The sequence below is a fragment of the Pseudomonas sp. SJZ103 genome, assembly GCF_007828335.1.
In the GTDB taxonomy this organism is placed as follows: domain Bacteria; phylum Pseudomonadota; class Gammaproteobacteria; order Pseudomonadales; family Pseudomonadaceae; genus Aquipseudomonas.
Map to the genome: position 1 here is coordinate 193,992 of NZ_VIUN01000003.1, position 20,366 is coordinate 214,357.

17 protein-coding genes are annotated in these 20,366 nt (G+C 61.5%); 2 read left to right on the forward strand and 15 right to left on the reverse strand.

Annotation, left to right across the window (positions count from 1 at the left end; genetic code table 11):
* Positions 1 to 50: 50 nt before the first annotated feature.
* The 4 genes from cysC to FBY10_RS09045 form a co-directional block, all read right to left on the reverse strand.
* Positions 51 to 659 carry an adenylyl-sulfate kinase gene (gene cysC / locus FBY10_RS09030; RefSeq protein ID WP_145335986.1) on the reverse strand — a complete coding sequence of 203 codons (609 nt, stop codon included), beginning with the start codon at positions 657 to 659 and terminating at the stop codon, positions 51 to 53.
* Positions 652 to 1,356 carry a sulfotransferase family 2 domain-containing protein gene (locus FBY10_RS09035; protein ID WP_131696799.1) on the reverse strand — a complete coding sequence of 235 codons (705 nt, stop codon included), beginning with the start codon at positions 1,354 to 1,356 and terminating at the stop codon, positions 652 to 654. The genes cysC and FBY10_RS09035 overlap by 8 nt, the downstream gene beginning before the upstream one ends.
* A 153-nt stretch (positions 1,357 to 1,509) precedes the next feature.
* A complete protein-coding gene (gene msbA, locus FBY10_RS09040) occupies positions 1,510 to 3,318 on the reverse strand; it encodes a lipid A export permease/ATP-binding protein MsbA (RefSeq protein ID WP_131696800.1) in 1,809 nt (602 codons plus the stop codon).
* A gap of 9 nt (positions 3,319 to 3,327) precedes the next feature.
* On the reverse strand, positions 3,328 to 4,506 hold the full coding sequence (locus FBY10_RS09045; protein WP_131696801.1) for an O-antigen ligase: 1,179 nt from the start codon (positions 4,504 to 4,506) through the stop codon (positions 3,328 to 3,330).
* Positions 4,507 to 4,654: 148 nt separating this feature from the next.
* Between FBY10_RS09045 and FBY10_RS09050 the strand changes: the two genes are divergently transcribed.
* Positions 4,655 to 5,221 carry a toluene tolerance protein gene (locus FBY10_RS09050; RefSeq protein ID WP_178116734.1) on the forward strand — a complete coding sequence of 189 codons (567 nt, stop codon included), beginning with the start codon at positions 4,655 to 4,657 and terminating at the stop codon, positions 5,219 to 5,221.
* Here the strand turns inward: FBY10_RS09050 and FBY10_RS09055 are convergent.
* Genes FBY10_RS09055 through FBY10_RS09085 form a run of 7 tightly spaced genes read right to left on the reverse strand, consistent with a single transcriptional unit; the run spans position 5,210 to position 13,290 of the window.
* A complete protein-coding gene (locus tag FBY10_RS09055) occupies positions 5,210 to 6,307 on the reverse strand; it encodes a glycosyltransferase (protein ID WP_131696802.1) in 1,098 nt (365 codons plus the stop codon). The two genes, FBY10_RS09050 and FBY10_RS09055, sit on opposite strands and share 12 nt — an antisense overlap.
* A 39-nt stretch (positions 6,308 to 6,346) precedes the next feature.
* Entirely contained in the window at positions 6,347 to 7,111 is a 765-nt protein-coding gene (locus FBY10_RS09060) for a glycosyltransferase family 2 protein (protein ID WP_131696803.1), read from the reverse strand.
* Between the two features lie 49 nt (positions 7,112 to 7,160).
* Entirely contained in the window at positions 7,161 to 8,117 is a 957-nt protein-coding gene (locus FBY10_RS09065; RefSeq protein WP_145335984.1) for a glycosyltransferase, read from the reverse strand.
* A gap of 11 nt (positions 8,118 to 8,128) precedes the next feature.
* Positions 8,129 to 9,526 carry a PIG-L deacetylase family protein gene (locus FBY10_RS09070; protein WP_131696805.1) on the reverse strand — a complete coding sequence of 466 codons (1,398 nt, stop codon included), beginning with the start codon at positions 9,524 to 9,526 and terminating at the stop codon, positions 8,129 to 8,131.
* Positions 9,523 to 10,419 carry a GNAT family N-acetyltransferase gene (locus FBY10_RS09075; RefSeq protein WP_145335982.1) on the reverse strand — a complete coding sequence of 299 codons (897 nt, stop codon included), beginning with the start codon at positions 10,417 to 10,419 and terminating at the stop codon, positions 9,523 to 9,525. Before FBY10_RS09075 ends, FBY10_RS09070 begins: the two co-directional genes overlap by 4 nt.
* The gene (locus FBY10_RS09080; protein WP_145335980.1) at positions 10,419 to 11,549 is read right to left on the reverse strand and encodes a glycosyltransferase; all 1,131 of its coding nucleotides are present in this window, start codon (positions 11,547 to 11,549) and stop codon (positions 10,419 to 10,421) included. Before FBY10_RS09080 ends, FBY10_RS09075 begins: the two co-directional genes overlap by 1 nt.
* Positions 11,533 to 13,290, reverse strand: a complete 1,758-nt coding sequence (locus FBY10_RS09085) for a carbamoyltransferase (RefSeq protein ID WP_131696808.1) — start codon at positions 13,288 to 13,290, stop codon at positions 11,533 to 11,535. Before FBY10_RS09085 ends, FBY10_RS09080 begins: the two co-directional genes overlap by 17 nt.
* Before the next feature lie 316 nt (positions 13,291 to 13,606).
* Here FBY10_RS09085 and FBY10_RS09090 point away from each other — a divergent pair, with 316 nt between their 5' ends.
* Positions 13,607 to 15,706 (forward strand): TonB-dependent receptor, encoded by a 2,100-nt coding sequence (locus tag FBY10_RS09090; RefSeq protein ID WP_145335978.1) that lies wholly within the window; start codon positions 13,607 to 13,609, stop codon positions 15,704 to 15,706.
* 189 nt (positions 15,707 to 15,895) lie between these two features.
* Here FBY10_RS09090 and FBY10_RS09095 read toward each other — a convergent pair whose 3' ends face one another.
* The 4 genes from FBY10_RS09095 to FBY10_RS09110 are packed head-to-tail and all read right to left on the reverse strand — an operon-like array spanning position 15,896 to position 20,307.
* Entirely contained in the window at positions 15,896 to 16,822 is a 927-nt protein-coding gene (locus tag FBY10_RS09095) for an ABC transporter permease (protein WP_145335976.1), read from the reverse strand.
* Positions 16,819 to 17,805 (reverse strand): ABC transporter permease, encoded by a 987-nt coding sequence (locus FBY10_RS09100; RefSeq protein ID WP_145335974.1) that lies wholly within the window; start codon positions 17,803 to 17,805, stop codon positions 16,819 to 16,821. Before FBY10_RS09100 ends, FBY10_RS09095 begins: the two co-directional genes overlap by 4 nt.
* Positions 17,798 to 19,321, reverse strand: coding sequence for a sugar ABC transporter ATP-binding protein (locus FBY10_RS09105; protein WP_145335972.1), 1,524 nt, complete (start codon positions 19,319 to 19,321; stop codon positions 17,798 to 17,800). Before FBY10_RS09105 ends, FBY10_RS09100 begins: the two co-directional genes overlap by 8 nt.
* A complete protein-coding gene (locus tag FBY10_RS09110) occupies positions 19,321 to 20,307 on the reverse strand; it encodes a sugar ABC transporter substrate-binding protein (protein WP_145335970.1) in 987 nt (328 codons plus the stop codon). The genes FBY10_RS09105 and FBY10_RS09110 overlap by 1 nt, the downstream gene beginning before the upstream one ends.
* Between the last annotated feature and the right edge of the window lie 59 nt (positions 20,308 to 20,366).

Sequence of the window (20,366 nt, forward strand, 5' to 3'; positions counted from 1 at the left end):
GCCGCCTAGTTCGAGAGCTTTATCCGCGATGCATCAGGCACAAAAACTGATCATTTTTTAAACAAAACCGCCAGGATCTGCGCCACGGCTTCGGCCAGCTCGACCTCATCGGTATTGATTTCGCAGTCGGCCGCAAGCGGCACCTCATAGGGGCTGTCCAAGCCGGTGAACGCCTTGATGCGCCCGTCCAGTGCCGCGCGGTACAAGCCCTTGGGATCGCGCTGGGCACACACGTCAAAGGGTGTGCTGATGTAAATCTCAAAGAATTGCTCCGGCCCGAACAGAGCCCTGGCGGTCGCCCGATCGACACTGAATGGCGAGATCGCCGAAACAATGACAATCAAACCTGCGTCCACCATCAGCCGCGCCACTTCGCCGATACGCCGGATGTTTTCTTTGCGCGCCGCATCGCTCATGCCCAGGTCATTGCACAGCCCCGCGCGCAAGTTATCGCCATCAAGCACGAAGGTGTGCCGCCCCTGCTCGTTGAGTTGCACTTCCAGGGCATTGGCCAGGGTCGATTTGCCGGACCCGGACAGCCCAGTCAGCCATACGCAGCAAGGCTGCTGGTGCTTAAGCGCCGCCCGTGCGGTCGCCGACAAGGACAGGGCAAAGGGGCGGATGGCGCCGCAACCGCCGGTCAGCAACTGGCTATTCATAACCCAACACCTCGTAATCACGTTGATAGGCACGCCTGACCAGACGGCGCGTACGCGAGGAGCAAAAGTCCCTGACCGGTTCGTGGCGACGCCCCAGTGAAACATTCAGATGTGGCAGGGATGAGTCCACGCCGAGGCGTTCGCACAGGTGCTGGAAGTCTTGCTGCAAAGACTCCTGGCGCCCGAGAAATTCCATGGCCATCTGGCCCATGTGATCGACCAGGAAGTCCGTCTGGGGAGCGAAGTGCAATTGGCGTCGCAGGTTGTCCGGGTGCAGCCAGCCGGCAACGAAATGGTCGAAGTCACGGTAGCTGGAAACCAGCGCCTGGGCTTGCAGGTCGCGAGGGCCCATGGCGTTGCCGCGCAAATAGGTATAGGCCGAGTAGGCACGCTCCAGCGGGTCACGTACGAAAGCAAATTTGAAGCTGCGCTCGCAGTGCTGGGGAAATTGCTGCTCATACCAGTAATACGGCAAATGCCCCGGCCAGCGCCCATCGAGAAGTGCCGAACACACGCTGCTGCCGGCGCATTTGGGCACATGGATAAACACGCACTGGTGTCGTTCGAAAGCCGGGTTAAGCGTTGCCACCCCAGACAGGGATTTGTTCACCGCCTGGCGATCCACCACCGACAGACGCCCCAGCAGAAACACCCTCTGGTGTTTGGGAAGCAGTTTCCACAGTAGACGTTGCAACATCCCAATACTCACGTAAGAAGGTTAGCCCTCTCGTTCGTCATTCGAATCGAGAAGGCCAACATAACAAACGATGGGCGCTGGATTATTTGGCTTTGGTCAAGCCCTGTAACGGGCCCGATACAAACACCGGGGCGCATTGCGCGCCCCGGCTGGTCAGGTGATGTTCGCCGTGACCGGCTCGTCCAGCCCCATGGCGTGCAGGCGCGAGTAGTAGCCGCCCATGGCCAGCAGTTCGAGATGTGTCCCGCGTTCGACAATTTCACCGTGGTCCATCACCAGAATCAGGTCGGCTTTCTCGATGGTGGACAAGCGGTGCGCAATCACCAGGGTGGTGCGACCTTTCATGACCTTGTCCAGCGCGGCCTGGATATGCCGCTCGGACTCGGTATCCAGGGCCGAAGTCGCCTCATCGAGGATCAGCAGCGGGGCATTTTTCAGCAGGGCCCGGGCGATCGCCAGGCGCTGACGTTGACCACCGGAAAGCAGCACGCCGTTTTCACCGACTTCGGTGTCCAGGCCTTTTGGCAGCTCGGAGATGAAGTCCATGGCGTACGCGTCGGCGGCGGCTTTCTCGATGTCGGCACGCGGTGCATCCGCGAGGTCGCCGTAAGCGATGTTGTTGGCCACGGTGTCGTTGAACAAGGTCACATGCTGGGTCACCTGGGCGACGTGACGACGCAGGTTACGCAGGCGGTAGTCTTCGATCTCGACCTCGTCCAACAGGATTTCCCCGGTTTCGTGATGGTAGAAACGCGGGATCAAGCTGGCCAGGGTCGACTTGCCGCTGCCCGAACGCCCGACCAGGGCGATCATCTGCCCGGGGGCTGCGCTGAAACTGATGTTCTTGAGCACCTCACGCTCCGTACCCGGGTAGGTGAAGCTCAGGTTGCGCACGTCCAGGCGACCGCTGACGCGATCGCGCTCCACAGTGCCGCTGTCGACTTCGGGCTCTTCATCCAGCTGTTCGAAGATACTCTCGGCACCGGCCACGCCCTTCTGGATGGTCGAGCTGACTTCCGACAGCTGGCGAATCGGCTTGGGCAGCAGGCCCGCAGCCGTAATGTAGGCCACCAGGTCACCTGCGGTGGCTTCACCGCGCAACAGCAGCACCAGGAACATCAACGCGGCCATGGCCGTGTAGATCACCAGTTGCAGCATCGGCGTATAGACCGCACCGGTCTTGTTCATGCGCAGTTGCTTGTCGGTATTGCCCTGGCTGGCAGCGGCAAATCGACGCTCCTCGTAGCCTTCGCCACCGAAGCTGCGTACCACGCGGTAGCCCTGGATGGTCTCGGAGGCGACATGGGTAACGTCGCCCATTGCCACCTGGATTTTCTTGCTCTGCTTGCGGAATTTCTTGCTGGTGCTGCCGACCATGATCGCGATCAGCGGCAGGATTGCCAGCATTACCAAGGTCAGCTTCCAGTTCATCCACAGCAGGTAGCCGAACAGGAACACCACCGTCAGGCCTTCGCGGATCACCACCTTGATTGCATCGGTGGCCGCACCGGTGACCATGGTCACGTTGAAGGTGATACGGGAAATCAGGTGCCCGGAGTTGTGGGTATCGAAATAGCGGTTAGGCAATACCAGCAGCTTGTTGAACAGCTGGACCCGCAGGTCATGCACCAGCCCCAGGGAAACCTTGGCCAGGTAGTAGTTGCCCAGGAAAGACCCCAGCCCCTGCCACGCGGCGATCAGGATGATCAGCAGCGGCACGGCCATCAGCAACTTCAGGTCCTTGAACAACGGGATGTTGGGCAGGAACACCACATCGGGGTTGCTCAAGCCATCGACGAAGTACTTGAGAATCCCGGCAAGCATTGGCTGGGTCGAAGCGAAGATCACGAAGCCCACGATACTCAGCAGGAACATGCCGAGGTACGGTTTCACATAGCCCAGCAACCGGAAATAGATTTTCAGGCTGGATTCCTGGTCCGCTTTGGGCGGTGCGTCACTCATGTGTCGAGCTCACTGGTTGGGTAGGACGCGAACTTTATCACACGCGTCGGGTTTGGCCCGAGCCCAGACCAAAACACTGGACATGGCAATCGGCAGCCAGGAGATAAACCACTCGGCCCGCGGCGTGCCGGTCAGGCTGGCGGCATCGAACTGCATGGCCAGGAACGAAAACACCCACATGCCGATGACGCCCTTGCCATAGAGCGTGTCGCGGGCCTTCCAGGCCTGCCACAGCACACCGAACCACAGGCAGCTCCACAGCAGCAGGCCCGGCAGGCCCAACTCGATGCTCACGTGAGTGAACAGGTTGTGGGAGTGATCAAAAAAGAGGTTATCGGCAAATACCTTGTAGTCCCCGCCCAGCCCCAGGCCGGTCCACGGGCGCTCGCTGATCATCTGCACGGCGGCCATGAAGATCTGCGGGCGGTAAGACACACCACGGGCCAGCATCAGGGACTGCATGGCGAAGAACACCGCTAGCGCCGCGATGACCGCGCCAATGGCAATCACCGTGCTACGGCGGTCACGGCACCAGGCGGGCATTGCCACCACAGTCAGCAACAAGGCCAGTGCGGCACCACGGCTTTGGCTCAACACCACGAAAAGCCCGAGAAAACCGATAGACAGCACCCACGCCACTTGCATCCAACGACCACGGGGCAACCAGTGCAACAGCCAAACTGCAGCCAGGCCAATCACGTAGGCGCCCAGTATCGGGTGGGACAACTGCCCTAAACCTTCGAGGCGGGCATTCCAGGCATTCTGCTCAAAGCCATAGAACTTGATGATCGCCACCAGCGACGACACGGCAAGCCCGAAGCCGCCCCACTGCATCACACGAATGACGCCTTCAGTTCGACCACACGCAAACACCGGGAAGAACAGCAGGAACACGCCGATGTACAGCAGACGCTTGGCCTCGCGCGACGGGTCTTGGGCGTTGGTCCACAACAGACTGATCGCCCCCCAGACGGCAAGCGCGGCGACCATCAGGCACAGCCAGCGCTGTTCGCGCCAGACTTCCTTGAGACGCTCACGGGCCGACCAGGCAAACACCATCGCCGGCAACCACAGAAACAGTGTCAAACCCTGTTGATAAATCTTATTGGTCGGGGCAAAAGCAATCGCCAACAAAAACCAAAGTAACCCGAAAATCATCCATACCTGCGCCCAACGACTTGCTTGCATCACCCGCTCCTGAATACGTTCAACCCGCCAACCCGGCATGGTTAAAACCCAAAACTTTCGGCATTATTACCGACCACTGTGCCCGCGACTCCCACAAGGCTTTCCGACGATGCAATGTTCAAGGCTTTCCCAAGCCGATTTAACCGCGATGATTGAAGGTGCCAAAATCCTGGAACAGGACAGCTATGGCCCCAAAGTCTACCTGCTGACCGACGGGAATATCCTCAAACTGTTTCGTCGCAAGCGCCTGCTTTCGTCCGCGCTGTTTCGCCCGTACTCCAAGCGTTTCATCGACAATGTGGCGCAGTTGCAACAGCGCGGCATCCCGACCATGACCGTGCTCGCGTTCTTTCAACTGACGAGGCCCGGCATGACCGCCGTACTCTACCGTCCTTTGCCGGGCGAAACGCTGCGCCAGATTTCCAATCGTGAAGGCTTTGACTGGCACACGAACCTCGACCCGCTCGTGGCCCTTATTCGCCGTCTGCATGGCGCGGGCATCTACTTCCGCTCGTTGCACCTGGGCAATATTGTCGTGACACCGGACAATGAAATGGGCCTGATCGACGTGGCCGACATGCGTTTCCTGCGCGCGCCCTTGAACCCGGAATTGGCAAGGCGCAACCTGCAACACTTCGCTCGCTATATTGCGCGCGAGAAGCTGAACGAGCGCTTTCCAATGCAAGCACTGGAGCAAGCGCTGCTAGCAGCATGAGAACAGCCGCCGGGTGGTTTCAGTGAAATCATTCCAGGCCTGCTCCGGCGCCAACGCCCGCGACTGAGCTTCGACTACCTGCTCGCCGGAACTCACGAACGCACGGGTCAGGAGGTCAGCCCAGGACGCGGTGCTGTCTACGGGCGCGTACCAGCCGGCATCACCCAGTTGTTCACGGAACACCGCCAGCTCACTGGTCAGTACCGGCACGCCAGCCATCACCGCCTCTTGCAGGATCAACCCCAGGCCCTCTTCCGTCGACGGAATGGCGACCCAGTCAAACGCCCGATAAAGGGTCGCCGCCTCAGGAAGATGCCCCGGCAAGGACACCTTGTCGCGCAAGCCAAGCGCCTCGATACGCGCCTCAAGCCTGGGTCTTGCCGGCCCCTCGCCGACGATCACCAGGCGCGCCCCCGGCTGATCGGCCGTTGCACTGGCAAAGGCTTCCAGCAAACAGCCAAACCCCTTGCCGTCTACCAACCGACCTACCGCACCCACCACCGGTGAGCTCTCCAACGGCAAGTCCAGACAGGAGCGAGCCTGCTCACGGGAAAGCGCTGCGGCACGAAACACAGCAGGATCGAAGGCACTGCGCAACACCGCCACGGGCCGTTGCAGGTAACGTTCAAGGGAGCTGGCGAGGGTTTGCGACACGGCCGCCAGCGTCAGTTGCGACGCTGGGAACTGCTCGAAGAGCTTGTGATCAGCTTTGCGCAAGCGCGTGACACCATGAAAAATCACCACTGCCCGCACCTGCGGCAGGTGCTTGAGCACCGGTAGAAGCACCCGCGCGACACCGATGCCATCAAGCAGCACAACCTGCACATCTTCAGGCAGGGCCTTCTGGAAGCGCGCGCGCATCCAGGGCATCAGCCACTTCCACAGGTGCCGCCCTTTGAGCCTGGCAGACGAGAGGTTCCACTCGACGGCCTGTTCGACCAGGCCATCGCTACCAACCGCACTACCCTGAAGCAACCAGGTGTGAATCGGCACGTCGCCGTCGGCATGGGACAATATTTGCTGATGAACCTTCTGCACCGAAGCAAATGCAGAGCCACCAGCCCACATGATGTTGAGAATACTCATCGAAAAAACCTTATGCGGCGTTGGTAGAGCTCGTCGTATTTACTGGTGGATCAACCAGCCGATACCAACCCCCAGGATCAGCATGAGCACCAGCTTGATCCGCTCTCGCCGCTTGCGCCGCGCCTTGGTCAAGCGCTCTGCTGCCGTCGCCACATGCAAACCAAAACCGGTGTGCAAAACGGCATCACCTTCCAGGGTAACCGCGGGCAGGTTCAACTGCGCGTAACGCCTGGAAAGCCCCTTCTCACCTTCAAAACCGGCATAGGGCGCACATAACCAATATTCCTTGATACGCCGCAGGCCCGGGTTCAGCGAAAACCCCTGCCAGTCAGGCTTATCGGACAGCAAGGGATAACAAGGCACCCCACCAATCACCTCACGCGCCCCCAGATGGATATAGGGACTGTGCACCTGTAAATCGTAAACGTAATTACGCAACCAGACCTGCAGAATATCGGGGCGTTGCTCCAGGACCGTCTTGGAATCCTCGACAAAACCGGGTCGATAAAACGCCCAATCATCTTCGCAATGGAATATGTACGGGGTCTTGACCAACCCATAGGCCAAGTCGATGGATGCCAATTGCCCCAGCTTCGGACGGTTGATCAAGAACGTACAATGGCCGAGCCAATGCTCAGGAATCGCCAGGCGTACCGCGTCATCGCCAGAGTCTTCGGTAATGAAGACTTCGCGGATGGTCGCTGTGTTGAACAGATCGAAGCTCGCGAGCGTGCGCTTCAGCAAATCGAAGCGACCACAACTGGTCACGACGAGCGTTATATCGCTTTGAGGGGAGAACTGCATTCAAGCCTCGAAATATCATAAGGCCACCAGACGCGGCCACTGGCAGATATCAAACGCCTAGTTTCAAGCGCAATGTTTCCAGCAAACTCAACGGTGCTCGGGGACGCAGCGGCGGCTCCAGGGCCTCGACAATGCGCTGGCCGATGCGCGCAAAGCTGAACTGGCTGACCGCGAGGTCTTGCCCGCTGCGCGCAATCTCAGCCGCCAGTTGAGGATTTGATCGCAATGCGGCGAGTTTTTCCTGCAACTGGGGAATGTCTTTGTAGAACACCACATTGACCATGTCCTTGAAGCCAAGGGCTTGGTTTTCCCCGGCCCCCTGGTCAAACGCCAACAGCACACAACCACAGGCCATGGCCTCGAAGTTCTTGATCATATACTCGCCCATGCCCACGTCGGCACTGACGAAAAACCGAATCCGGTTGAGGGTCGTGCAATATTCCTCACCCGATTTGGTGCGCGTGACCACCAAAGGTTCAACGCGGGCCAACTCATCGAGCAACGCCTTGCGACCGCTATAGGCCACGCTGTTGGTGCTGCCGACAAATGCCAGCTCAATGTCGCGCTCCAACCCCTGGGCCTGCAACAGCGCCTGATCGTAGCCCTTGGGCACGAACACCGCATCAAAGCCCTCGGCGCGCAGGCGCTCGGTCACCATATACCCCGAGCTGATGATCCGGGCCCACGGCAAGCGACGGTAATGGGCACTGAACTTGCCCGTGTACTTGCAGGGAATGTAGTTCTGGTAGGCGTCGTGTTCGAGGATCACCAGGTTCGGGATCGTACGGATAAAGCCGGCCTGGCGAATTTCCTGCTTGAACCGCAGGAAAAACACGATGCGGTCATAACGGGTCACGTCGACTTCGCGCCTGAAGTAAGCGCGCAGGTTGCGCTGATCAGCGCTGCTCAGCCAACGCGTATCACACTCGCAGTGCTCGGCGATGCCTTCGTACAGGCGATCCAGAATCGCGCGCTGTTCTTTCTGTACCAGAAACAAAACTTTCATGACCTTTCCTTTCACAAACGCCAGAACAACTCATGCCGTCGTACGGCCTTGCGGAAAAACTCGTTCTCACCATAAGGCGACCGCGCCCGCCCCGCCAAGACCCGCTGCAGCCAGCGCCGCACACGGCGCTTGAACGGCGGGGCGGGTTGCAGGTCATGCATCATGCCCAGCGCCATGGCCTTGTCGCGCTGCTGTGCCGGCGACAGCGACAGGCTGCACGGCCACAGTTCCTGCGCGTCATCGAACAGCGGCGGCAAGGCAATACCGGCACCCGCGTCCCCCATGGGCCAGCGGTCGTTGTCATGCAGGTGGTTGGCGTAACCGAGCACGGTGGTCGGCTGCCACTCCAAACCTTGCAAGGCTTCGATCACCGCTTGCTGCGCGCAGATGTGATCAGGATGGGGATCCAGGATCGGATGGGGCAAGACGATTACTTCAGGGCGCGCGGTCAGCAGTAACTGACGCAGATCAGCGAGCAGGTTCTGCCAGGTCGGCAGGCCATCGGCATCCGCCGGCAACGGGAAAGGATTGAATTGCCGGAACAGTCGGGTATCCGACAGGTCGGCCTCGCGCGAAGCGATCGGCTGATCAGGCGCAGCGCGCATCGCCGGCAGTTGCAGGCAGAAGTAACCCAGCTGTACGCAGTGCGCCTGTGGCACCCCGGCCCAAAGCGGCACGGCAATGCTGTCCCAGGCACGCAGGCGCCCTTTGATTCGCGCGGCCTCGACCGGATCCAGGCCCATGTGCTGATAGTGCTCGGCTTCGATTTCACCGGCGGTGAGGGTCACGATCCACGGCTTGTCGGCCTGGCTGTAAAGGCCAAAGGCAGCCAGTTCGGCATCGTCGGCGTGAGGCGCGATAACCATGACCCGTTGCGCCGAATAATCCGGCGTACCCCAGGCCCACAGCCGAGGAGCGCCCTGCAGGCTGCAAAAGCGCCCGCGTAAACGCAGCTCACCGGACATCAGGGCCGGTGCCCAGCCACTGAGGTTCAGATAACGGACACCGTTTACCCCACGCTCGAAAGCTTGCCGGTCCGTGTTGTCACCCGCCGAAATTTCAACCACAGGGTCGAGAAAACGTCCCAGCCAGCTGCCCTTGACCTTGATAGCCAACACCAGCGTCGCCTCGGCTTGCAGCGGCGAATCCACCCGCAGCCGGTTACCTTCGAAGCGAACCCCAGCCACCTCGGCATCCGCCGAAAACCGGTATTGGTAGTCTTCGTTGGGCGCATAAAACAGATGGTCGGCAAACCATGCCTCATGGGCGACCCAGGCCAGCACACCGAGCACCAACGGCAGCCACCAGGCCACCCAGAGGCCAATCACCACCAGCAACAGCAGGCCGATCAGCAAGCCGACCCGTTTATTGCGCCGATGGCGCTTGAGCAATTGCTGTTTGCGGCTCATACGGTCAGCACCGGCACAGGGTTGCACCAACGGTCCTTGTACTCGCGGTCGGCACGCCCAAAGGAAAAACGCAGCGGCTTGCCGACTTCACGCGCCTGTTCCCAGGCGCTCTGGGTATTGAGGAAGCTCAGGACACTGCCCGGACTGAACGCACGGGTTTGCGGGTCGACGCCGCCATTGACGTACTCCACGCTGATCCACTCCGGTGACTCGACCCGGTACACCAACTGGATAGCGATGGGCGCGTCATTGAGGAATATCACCGAGCCGATCAGCCATTCGCGCAACAGCTCGATCACCTCGGACATACGTTCGGCGCCCGTGGCGACAAAGCCCCAGCGACGCAGGAACAGGTCGCAGTAGATCGCAGCCAGTTCCCCACTGGAAAACTCGCTCACCGGCCGCACCACACCCCCGGCCTCTTCGAGCAAGCGCAGCTCGCGACGCTGGTTGTAGCGAAACTTCTTCGACAGTTCTTCCGGGGTGCGGGCCATGGCCAATTGTTCGGCCTGGGGCTTGAGACCGCTGAAACGGCCTTCGTTCAGCGCCGACAAGTAGCGTGCGCGGTGCCGCAAGGGCGCCTGGGCTGCAGGCGCGGCCGGCAGGATCAACTCGGCGTTACCCAGGTCGAACAGGCCTTTTTTGCCGCGCTGCTTGAGCACATCCTTGGACAAGGCCAGGTCGCGCCCCCAGGTCGCGATGCACGCCTGAAGCTCGCCACCCTGCTCCCAGGCCAGGTAACGCACCGGGATGTCGGCCAGCCCGGCCAAACGTTCGATCACTTGCGGATGGGTCGCGACACTGCCGCCAAAACGCTGCCAGGCATCGCTGTAGACCGGCGCGTCGACGACGGACCAGCCACGCTCACGCCAGCCTTGGAATCGATTGAGCATCAAGCCCCCGCAGTCAGTTCAATAACGTGCGGCAATTGCCAGAAGGTATCGCGTACCGCCTGGTCCGAGAAACGCTCGCGCAGGCGCTCCAGCATCATCTCGGCGCACTGCCGTTGCTGGTGTTGATCCATCGCTGCCAGGTGCCGCAGCCCCTGGGCGAGGTGTTCGGCATCGCCGAAGGGAAACAGGATACCCACGCCTTCGACCACTTCCTTCGCGCCGCCACAGGCCGTGGCCAGCAGCGGGACGCCGGCCGCCATGGCTTCCAGCAGCACCATGCCAAAGGGTTCGTGGTCGGAGCTCAGGGCAAACACATCGAATGCACGGAAATACCGGCGCGCCTCCGGCACCTGGCCGAGGAACAACACCTTGTCGGCAATACCCAGCTCGTGTGCGAGAGCCTTGAGGTCCTGCTCCAGGCGCCCGCTGCCGAGGATCGCCAGGCGGCTTTCAGCCGGCAGGTGCGGCAGCGCCAGGGCAAAGCCCTTGAGCAGCGTGGCCTGGTCCTTGTCCGGGTGCAGGCGGCCGACATTGCCGACCACCCACTCGTCCGGCGACAACCCCAGCGCATCGCGCGCCTCATGCGCAGGCACCTGGGTGGCCTGCAAAGCGTCAACGTCGATGCGGTTATACAAGGTCTGGATACGTGCCGCAGGCCAGGTCGGCAAGCAGTGGCGCATGTCATCACGCACCGCGTCGGAAACACCCAGCAGGCTCAAGCGTTTGCGGAAAATCCCGGCAAACAGCTTGCGGCTGCGGCGCTGGTAATCACCAAAGGCGTGATGTACGCCAATCACCGGCAGCCGCGTGCCGAGCAAGGCAATGTAGATCGGCTTGAAACGGTGCGCGATACAAAAACTGAAGTTGCGCGACGCGGCGATCTTGCGCAGTTCACGGATGGCACCCAGCTTCAGGCCACGAATGGCCTTGGAGCTGAATTCCATGAACAACACCTCATCGGACGCACAACCGGCGGCCACTTGCGGGTCGGCGACCCCGGTGAGAAACACCGTGGTCACCTTGTAGCCGGAGCCTGCGAACAAGCTGGCGTACTGCCGGGCGCAATCCAGGAACGGCCCGTCATAGCCATGGCAGAACTGCAGGACGTGGCGTTCAGCCGAGCGCGTCATAAGGGTCCACGCCGTCTTTGACGACCAGGATGTCTTCCATGATCAGGTATTGCAGGTCGGAGCCGAAGAACATGTTCAGCGCGTCGGTCGGCGAGCAGATCATCGCTTCGCCACGACGGTTGAGCGAGGTGTTCAGGGACACGCCATTGCCGGTCAGTACTTCCAGCTCTTTCATCATGTCGTAGTAGCGCGGGTTGTATTCGCGCTTGAGCACCTGGGCGCGGGAGGTGCCATCTTCATGGACCACTTCCGGCACGCGGGTCTTCCACTCTTCCGACACTTCAAAGGTGAAGGTCATGAACGGCGCCGGGTGATCGACCTTGATCATCTGCGGCGCCACGGTGTCGAGCATCGACGGGCAGAAAGGCCTCCAGCGCTCGCGGAACTTGATCTGGTGGTTGATGCGGTCTGCCACGCCGGTTGCACTTGGGCAACCGATGATGGAACGACCGCCCAGGGCGCGCGGGCCAAACTCCATACGGCCCTGGAACCAGGCCACCGGGTTGCCGTCGACCATGATCTTGGCGATGCGCGCAGGCATGTTCTCGATCTTGCGCCAGTTCGGCTTGCTCTCGTGCCTGGCGCACGCGGCGATTACGTCTTCGTTGCTGTAGGACGGGCCGAGGTAGACGTGTTCCATCTTCTCCACCGGTACACCACGGGCGTGGGACACGTAGGCGGCGGCACCGACAGCGGTGCCGGCATCGCCGGACGCCGGCTGCACGAACAGCTCTTTCACGTCGTCACGGGCAATGATCTTCTGGTTCAGCTTGACGTTCAGCGCACAGCCGCCGGCGAAGGCCAGCTTGCCGGTGTCCTTGAGGATGTCGCCCAGGTAGTGGTCGATCATCTGCAGGGCCAGTTTTTCGAACAGCGCCTGCATGCTGGCGGCGTAGTGGATGTACGGCTCGTCGGCGATGTCGCCTTCGCGCTTGGGGCCCAGCCATTCGATCAGTTTCGGCGAGAAGTAGAAGCCCTTGCCCTTCTCTTTATAACGGCGCAGGCCGATGACGTTGGCGTAGTCGGTGTTGATCACCAGCTCGCCGTTTTCAAACGAAGCCAGGCGCGAGAAATCGTATTTGCTGGCATCGCCGTAAGGCGCCATGCCCATGACCTTGAACTCGCCGTCGAGCATCTCGAAACCGAGGAACTCGGTGATCGCGCCGTACAGGCCGCCGAGGGAGTCCGGATCGTAGAATTCCTTGATCTTGTGGATCTTGCCGTTCTCGCCGTAGCCGAAGAACGTGGTGGCGTACTCACCCTTACCGTCGATCCCGAGGATCGCGGTCTTCTCCTGGAAGCCGGAGCAGTGATAGGCGCTGGAAGCGTGGGCCAGGTGGTGCTCAACCGGTTCGATCTTGATTTTCTTCGGATCGAAGCCCAGCTGTTCCAGGCACCAGACGATCTTGTTGCGGTAGCGCTTGTAGCGACGGTTGCCCATCAGGATCGCATCGAGTGCGCGGTCCGGGGCGTACCAGTAACGCTTGGCGTAGTGCCAGCGCGCCTCGCCGAACAGGCTGATCGGGGCGAACGGGATCGCCACCACATCAACGTCGGAAGGCTTGATGCCGGCCTGTTCCAGGCAGAACTTCGCCGACTCGTAGGGCATGCGGTTCTTTGCATGTTTGTCGCGTACGAAGCGCTCTTCTTCGGCGGCCGCGATCAGCTTGCCGTCGATATACAAGGCTGCGGAAGGATCATGGCTAAGGGCGCCGGACAGGCCAAGAATCGTCAATGCCACAGGGGTCTAGCCTCTTTTAGTCTGCATGCAGGCGGGTTGCGCCTGAAAAAAGTGTGCTTCCCGCCTGGGCAGGAAACAGCTAAAGGGCGGGATTATAGCTCAAAAGCAGTGGGAAGCTGTTAGCGGCGAGCGGCAAGAGTCGCCTGCCATCGCCGTTCGCAAGGGCCGATCACGCTGACACGCCCCGCGTGCGCCCAGTGCGACCGTGCTGATCGGTCGCACAGCCGGATTCCTGAATGATAAAAATCCTCCAAGTCACTAAACTCGCGCCCTTTTGCGCGTTTACACCCTAAGCGCCACGGATTCCGGCTGACTCATGACCCCCCTCGCCCGTTGCAACCTGCTGCTGCCCAGCCTGCTCGCCCTGTGCGGCGTCGTCCAGGCTGATGACACCGCCCTGATCCTCGACCCCAGCGTCGTTACCGGCTCGCGCAGCGCCAGCCCGACCTTCGACCTGCCGTACTCGGTGGACGGCATCAGCCGCGAGCAGATCAGCGACGGCCAATTGGGCATCAACGCCTCCGAAGCCCTGTCCCGCGTGCCAGGCCTGGTGGTGCAGAACCGCCAGAACTATGCCCAGGACCTGCAGATTTCCTCCCGCGGCTTCGGCGCCCGTTCGGCCTTCGGTGTGCGCGGCATCAAGCTGATCGCCGACGGCATTCCCGCCAGCACCCCGGACGGCCAGGGCCAGGCCGCCACGTTCAACCTCGACACCGCCGAGCGCATCGAAGTGCTACGCGGCCCGGCCGCCACCCTGTATGGCAGCAATGCCGGCGGCGTGATCCAGATGTTTTCCCGCGATGGCGAAGGCCCGCCGCGCATCGGCGCCGAAACCCTGGTGGGCAGCGACGGCCTGAACAAAAACCACCTGAACGCCGAAGGCGCGGCGAATGGCGCAGGCTTTGTACTCGACGCCTCGCGCATGGACACCAACGGCTACCGCGACCACAGCAGCGCCCGTCGCGACCAGACCTTCGCCAAGCTCAATGTCCAACCGGATGACGACAGCAAGCTCGCGCTGATCTACAGCAGCCTGGAGCAGAATGGCACCCAGGATCCATTGGGACAGACCTGGGACGCCTACAAGGCCGACCCGCGCTCGGTAAGCACCAATGCGCTGACGTACAACACGCGCAAAAGTATCGATCATCAGCAATTGGGCATGAATTATGAGCGGTACTTCGGTGATGCGACGCTGCAGGTGAACGGGTATACCGGGCGCCGGAGTGTGATTCAGTATCTGTCGATCCCGGACAAGTTCGGCAGTGGAGCCGCCAATCCGGCTAACGCTCGCGGCGGTGTGGTGGCTTTCGACCGCAAGTTTTATGGCGGCTCCCTCCATTGGCTGCAACCCATCACCAGCGCACCCGGCGAGCTGACCCTGATCACCGGCCTCGACTACGACCGCAGCCAGGATGATCGCCAAGGTTATTCCAACACCGTCAATGGGGTGCATGGTGTCAAAGGGGCCTTGGGCCGCGATGAAATCGATACCGCCACCAGCCTCGACCCGTTCGTGCAAGCCAACTGGCTGCTGGGTGACTGGACCCTGCAAGCGGGCCTGCGCCACAGCACCATGGAAATGGACGTAGACGATCACTTCCTCAGCGACGGCAACGACGGCGGCAGCAAGACCTACCAGAAGAACACGCCGTCGGTCAGCGTCATGTACGCCTTCACGCCTGACTTGCACGGTTATGTAAGCGCGGGCAGGGGCTTCGAAACCCCAACTCAGGCCGAGTCCGCATATTCCAGCACGGCGAACGGCTTCAACTTTGCGCTCAAGCCATCGGTCAGCAAACAGTATGAAGTTGGCCTGAAAGCTCGCATTGGCCAGGACACCCGCGTGAATGCGGCCCTCTTTCAGATCACCACCGAGGACGAACTGGTAGTGCAGCAATCCAGCGGAGGGCGCACCACCTACCAAAACGCCGGCCGCACCCTGCGCCGGGGTTTCGAACTGGGTATCGAAAGCCAACTCGCCGAACACTGGAGCACCAACCTCGCCTACACCCGCCTGCAAGCTACCTACGACAGCGACTTCACAAGTGGCACAACTCCCGTGGACAAAGGCAACTACCTTCCCGGCGTACCCCAAACCACGCTGTTCGCCGAGCTGAACTGGAAACCCCGGGACTGGGTCAGCACCGCTGTCGAGGGCATGTACCGCAGTAAGGTCTACGTCGAAGACACCAACAGCCAACACGCCGCGCCGGGCTACAGCGTGTTCAACTGGCGCGCACGGTTCGAGCAGAAGGTCGAACACTGGACCTTCCACCAGACCCTGCGCCTGGATAACCTGCTGGACCGCCAGTACGTCGGCTCGGTGATCGTCGGCGACGGCAACGGCCGCTACTACGAGGCGGCGCCTGGACGCTCGTGGTATGCCGGGGCGGGTGCCGAGTATCAATTCTGAACGCCCCACACATTAAATGTGGAAGGCCCCCGCTACCTCTTCGACATAGCGCTGTCGCGCAGCAAACCGGAACCCCTGTGGCAAGCCCGCTCGCCACAGGAATTCGGTCGCCTGATTGTTTATGCAATAAGGGGAGCTTGCTCATGCCCCCCCAAGCGTCGGATGGAGTCCAGCTTTCGGGGTGCAACACTAGACGCGCTCCAGCATCCGCCGGCTGGCAAAACTGAAGCTCAGCACGATAAAGATCAGCACCCCGGTCGCCACCTGCTGCCAGTAGAAATTCCAGCCGATCAGCAGCAGGCCGTTGGCGATCACGTTGATAAACAACACGCCCAGCAGGGTCCCGGGAATATTCGCCCGGCCCTGTCTGCTCAAGGTGGTACCGATAAACACCGCACCAATCGCATTGAGCAAAAACGCGTTACCGGACAGCGGCACATAGGCGCTGACTGTCGAACCGAGCAACACGCCCGCCACCCCACAGGCCAGGGCGGTAGCCAGGGCCACGACGGTGACGATGCGCCGCACCGACAACCCCGAGTAATACGCCAGCAGCGGCTGGGTGCCCTGGGCCAGCAATTCGCGACCCAGGCGTCCGCGCGCCAGTGCCAGGCCATAGAACAGCGCCAGCCCCAATACGATCAGCAGCGGTGTCAGCCCCGTCAGCTCAGGCTTCAAGCCTTGGACGATATAGATCGGCTGGCCGCCGTCCGAGAGCAATTGCTGGGCGCTGGTGCCGATAAACAAAGTCCCAAGCGTGGCCAGAAACGGACTGATCCGCAGCCCGGCAATCAAGCCCGCATTGACCAGCCCCACCAGCAGCGCCGCCGCCAGCGCGCCCGTTACGGCCACCGCCCAGCCATGCCCGGCGTTGAGCAGCACGACAAAACTGAAACTGGCAAAGTCCAGCGCCGTGCCCACCGACAGGTCGATGCCACCGGCCGCCACCGCGTAGGTCATGCCGATGGCAACAATCGCCAGCAGCACGAAGTTGTTCAGCACCAGGCTTTGCAGGTTGCCTGCACTGAGGAAGCCCGGCGCTTGCAGCGCAAACACCACGACAATCAGCGTGAATACCAGTGGCAATGTCAGCGGCAATAAGGCCCGTGCGTTCATGCCGTCGCCCCTCGGTTCAATGCACTGGACGCCGCGACGACCAGCAAGATCAACACGCCCTGCACACCATTGACCCAAAAGCTGGAGACGTTAAGCAATTGAAAGCCATTGATCAGAAAACCGATCAACAACGCCGCCAGTAAAGTCCCCGGAATACTCGCCACCAGCCGGCGGGAAAACACCACGCCGAGAAAGGCGATCGCCACCACCGACAGCAGCATGTCGCCGGAACCGGTAGTGCTGCCGCTGAAAAACGCCGCCGAACACAGCGCAGCCACGGCGGCGCACAGGCCGGACAGTAAATAGCTCGACAGCACGTAGGCGGACACGCCAATACCCGCCGCTTCGGCCGCCTGGGGATATTCGCCCACCGCATGCAGGCGCAGCCCGTAGGCCGAATGCTGGATCAGCAATGTCAGCGCCCCCGCTGTCAGCAACAACACCCAGGCCAGGGCCGGTACGCCCAACCAGGCGCCGCCACTGAGCAGGTCCAGTAACGGCGAATCCGTGGAGACCACCGTGTTCTCCGTCAACACCAACTCCAGCCCGGCCAACACATTCATGCTGGCCAGGGTCGCCAGCAACGGCGGCAAACGCAGCACCACCACGGCCATTCCATTGAGCAAGCCGACCGCCAGGCCGCAGCCCAGGGTCAGCAGCAACGTCAACCCGAGATCCAGGCCGGCATTATTGAGGCGGCTGAACACCGCCGCGCACAACCCCAGGTTGGCCGCCAGCGACAGGTCCAGTCCTCCGGACACCACGTTAGAACCGCCGCCGATAATCACGCAGGTGAGCCCGAAGGCCAGCACACCGAGGATCGCCGACTGGCTGAACACATTGGCCAGATTACCCACCGACAGAAAGTTCGGCGCAGCCACGGCAAACCCCAGCAGGATCGCCACAAACACGCCCACCGAACCACGGCGCAGCACCAGCACCCACAAGCGCTGCGATAACCCAGGAGCCGCCGCGTCAAGCATGTTCCACCTCGCGAACGTTTGAAGCCGCCGCAGCCACGGCTCCCGTCGCACAGGCCAGCAACTGATCGCTGTCCGCTTCCCCCGCACGGAATTCACCGGCGATCTCCCCCCGATGCAACACCAGGATGCGATCACTGATCCCCAACAACTCCGGCAAATCCGAAGACAACACCAGCACCGCCGCCCCCTCTTCCACCAAGCGCCCGATCAAGCGATAGATCTCCACCTTGGCGCCCACATCCACCCCCACGCAGGGTTCATCCAGCAGGTACACCGCCGAGCGGCGGCTCAGCCATTTTCCCAGAGCGACCTTCTGCTGGTTGCCGCCACTGAGCTGGCTGACGGCCGCTTGGGGCCCAGGCGCCTTGATTGCCAATTCGTCGATCAGCCGCAGGCATTCCGCCTGCTCCTTGCGACGGCTTAACAACCCCCAGCGGCTGAACCGCCCGAGCCCCGCCAGCGTGAGGTTTTCCAGCACCGAAAGCACTGGCGAAATTCCCTGGCTGCGCCGCTCTTCGGGCACCAGCGCAATACCCGCGGCAATCGCCTGGCCCGGCGAACGCAGGCGCAGTAGACGCCCGTCCAGATGCACACTGCCGCTGTCGGCGCGCTCGACACCGAAGAGTGTCTTGAACAACTCCTTGGCTCCCGAGCCGACCAGCCCGGTCAGGCCGACGATTTCTCCGCGCCGCACGTCCAGATCGATCTGCCGATAGCGCCGCGCCAATCTCAACCCGCGCACCTGCAACAACGGCGCCCCCAGCGCAACCTTGGCCTTGGGGTACATCTCCTGCACTTCGCGATTGACCATCAGCCGCGCAATCTCGGCGCTGGACGTATGCCGTGGTTGCACCACCGCTACGTCCCGGCCATTGCGCAGCACCGTGACTTCATCGCACAGGCTGTCGATTTCCTGCAGGTAATGGGAGATGTACAGGATGGATAAACCCTGGTCGCGCAGGCGTTTGACGATGCGCAGCAACTGGTCGACTTCGCGCTTGACCAGCGCCACGCTGGGTTCGTCGAACACCAGAATCTTGGGCTGGCGAATCAACGCACGGGTGATTTGCAGCACCTGGCGCTCGGCACTGCTCAGCTCACTCACCAGCGCGCCGGCGGGCAATTGCAGATCAAAATATTCCGCCAGCAAGCGCTCGGCTTCACGCTGCTGCCGGCGTCGATCCACAAACGGCCCGCGCCGCAACTCATGCCCGAAAAACAGCGCTTCGCCCACGGTAAAACTCGCCGGCAACAGGCGCTCCTGATGGATGAACTGCACGCCCAGCGCATCCACCTGACGCGGTGAAAGCGCGGCGTACGACTGGCCACCGATACTCACCTGCCCCGCGTCCGCCTTGTGGATGCCGGCCAGGATCTTGATCAAGGTCGACTTGCCCGCACCGTTCTCCCCGACCAGACCGTGGATGCTGCCGCGTTCGACTTTAAGGCTCGCATCATCCAGCGCCAGGGTGGCGCCAAAGCGTTTATGCAGGTGTTGCAGGTGCAATGCCGGCATCAGTCACCCCGCAGTTGCTGAACCTGCGCCAGGTTGGCGGCGGTGGTCAGCAGCGTGGCGACATGGGTTTCCTTGGGCAGGTCACGTTGCCCGGCCAGGTAACGCGCCACGTTCTGCACAGCGGTCTTGCCGATCAACGCCGGTTGCTGCGCCACCACCGCCCCCACCGGCGAATTCGCCTGGCCGAGCAGCGCCAGCACTTCCGGCGTACCGTCGACGCCGTAAGTCTTGATCTCGGTGCGCTTTGCATCGATCAGCGCCTTGCTCGCGCCCAGTTGCGGAATATCCCACGCCGACCAGATCGCCGAGACGCTGCCCGCCGGGTATTTGTTGAGCAGCGCCGACACTTGGGAATAGGCGTCCTGCACGGTGTTGGGGATCACGTCGCGAAGCTCCGGCTGGATGATTTCCAGCTGGGGGTAATCCTTGAGCGCCAGCTTCAACTGGTCATAACGGATCGCACACACCGGCACGCCGCAGAAGCCGTTGAACACCAGGATCTTGCCTTTGCCGCCAGCGTCCTTGATCAATTGATCGGCCAAGGCCTTGCCGGTGGCGACGTTGTCGGAGGTGGTGTTGTTGAGGCTGTATTGGGACGGTGCATCGATGGTGAACAACGGGATGCCGGCCTTGCTGATGCGCTTGAGCCAGGGGTCGATCACGCTGAGGGTGCCGAGGGTCTGGATCACGGCGTCGGGTTTCTGGGTGACCACCGTTTGCAGTTGGGTCACCAGGTTCTTGTCATTACGCCCGGCATCGAGGGTGATCGGCGTGCCGCCCAGGCGCTTGATCTCATCGACCTGGGCCTGGAACGCCTTGATATCGAAATAGTGACTGGTGCCGGTCATGCTCACTGCAATGCGCTTGCCGGCCAGGGACGGCACCGCATCATCGCCCTCGGCGGCCTGGACACTGACGACATGGCCCAGCAACAGCACGGCGCCAAGGCAGATCAAACGGGAAAACGAGGAAAGGCTGGAAGGCATACAGGGCTCCGCTGCGACCGGTGAAAGGGTTCACCAGGAGGCATTGCAGAGCCCGTGCC

Excerpts from the sequence above, each read along its gene's own strand:
- cysC (WP_145335986.1), bottom strand. The coding sequence starts at position 659 with ATGAATAGCCAGTTGCTGACCGGCGGTTGCGGCGCCATCCGCCCCTTT.
- FBY10_RS09035 (WP_131696799.1), bottom strand. The coding sequence starts at position 1,356 with ATGTTGCAACGTCTACTGTGGAAACTGCTTCCCAAACACCAGAGGGTG.
- msbA (WP_131696800.1), bottom strand. The coding sequence starts at position 3,318 with ATGAGTGACGCACCGCCCAAAGCGGACCAGGAATCCAGCCTGAAAATC.
- FBY10_RS09045 (WP_131696801.1), bottom strand. The coding sequence starts at position 4,506 with ATGCAAGCAAGTCGTTGGGCGCAGGTATGGATGATTTTCGGGTTACTT.
- FBY10_RS09050 (WP_178116734.1), top strand. The coding sequence starts at position 4,655 with ATGATTGAAGGTGCCAAAATCCTGGAACAGGACAGCTATGGCCCCAAA.
- FBY10_RS09055 (WP_131696802.1), bottom strand. The coding sequence starts at position 6,307 with ATGAGTATTCTCAACATCATGTGGGCTGGTGGCTCTGCATTTGCTTCG.
- FBY10_RS09060 (WP_131696803.1), bottom strand. The coding sequence starts at position 7,111 with ATGCAGTTCTCCCCTCAAAGCGATATAACGCTCGTCGTGACCAGTTGT.
- FBY10_RS09065 (WP_145335984.1), bottom strand. The coding sequence starts at position 8,117 with ATGAAAGTTTTGTTTCTGGTACAGAAAGAACAGCGCGCGATTCTGGAT.
- FBY10_RS09070 (WP_131696805.1), bottom strand. The coding sequence starts at position 9,526 with ATGAGCCGCAAACAGCAATTGCTCAAGCGCCATCGGCGCAATAAACGG.
- FBY10_RS09075 (WP_145335982.1), bottom strand. The coding sequence starts at position 10,419 with ATGCTCAATCGATTCCAAGGCTGGCGTGAGCGTGGCTGGTCCGTCGTC.
- FBY10_RS09080 (WP_145335980.1), bottom strand. The coding sequence starts at position 11,549 with ATGACGCGCTCGGCTGAACGCCACGTCCTGCAGTTCTGCCATGGCTAT.
- FBY10_RS09090 (WP_145335978.1), top strand. The coding sequence starts at position 13,607 with ATGACCCCCCTCGCCCGTTGCAACCTGCTGCTGCCCAGCCTGCTCGCC.
- FBY10_RS09095 (WP_145335976.1), bottom strand. The coding sequence starts at position 16,822 with ATGAACGCACGGGCCTTATTGCCGCTGACATTGCCACTGGTATTCACG.
- FBY10_RS09100 (WP_145335974.1), bottom strand. The coding sequence starts at position 17,805 with ATGCTTGACGCGGCGGCTCCTGGGTTATCGCAGCGCTTGTGGGTGCTG.
- FBY10_RS09105 (WP_145335972.1), bottom strand. The coding sequence starts at position 19,321 with ATGCCGGCATTGCACCTGCAACACCTGCATAAACGCTTTGGCGCCACC.
- FBY10_RS09110 (WP_145335970.1), bottom strand. The coding sequence starts at position 20,307 with ATGCCTTCCAGCCTTTCCTCGTTTTCCCGTTTGATCTGCCTTGGCGCC.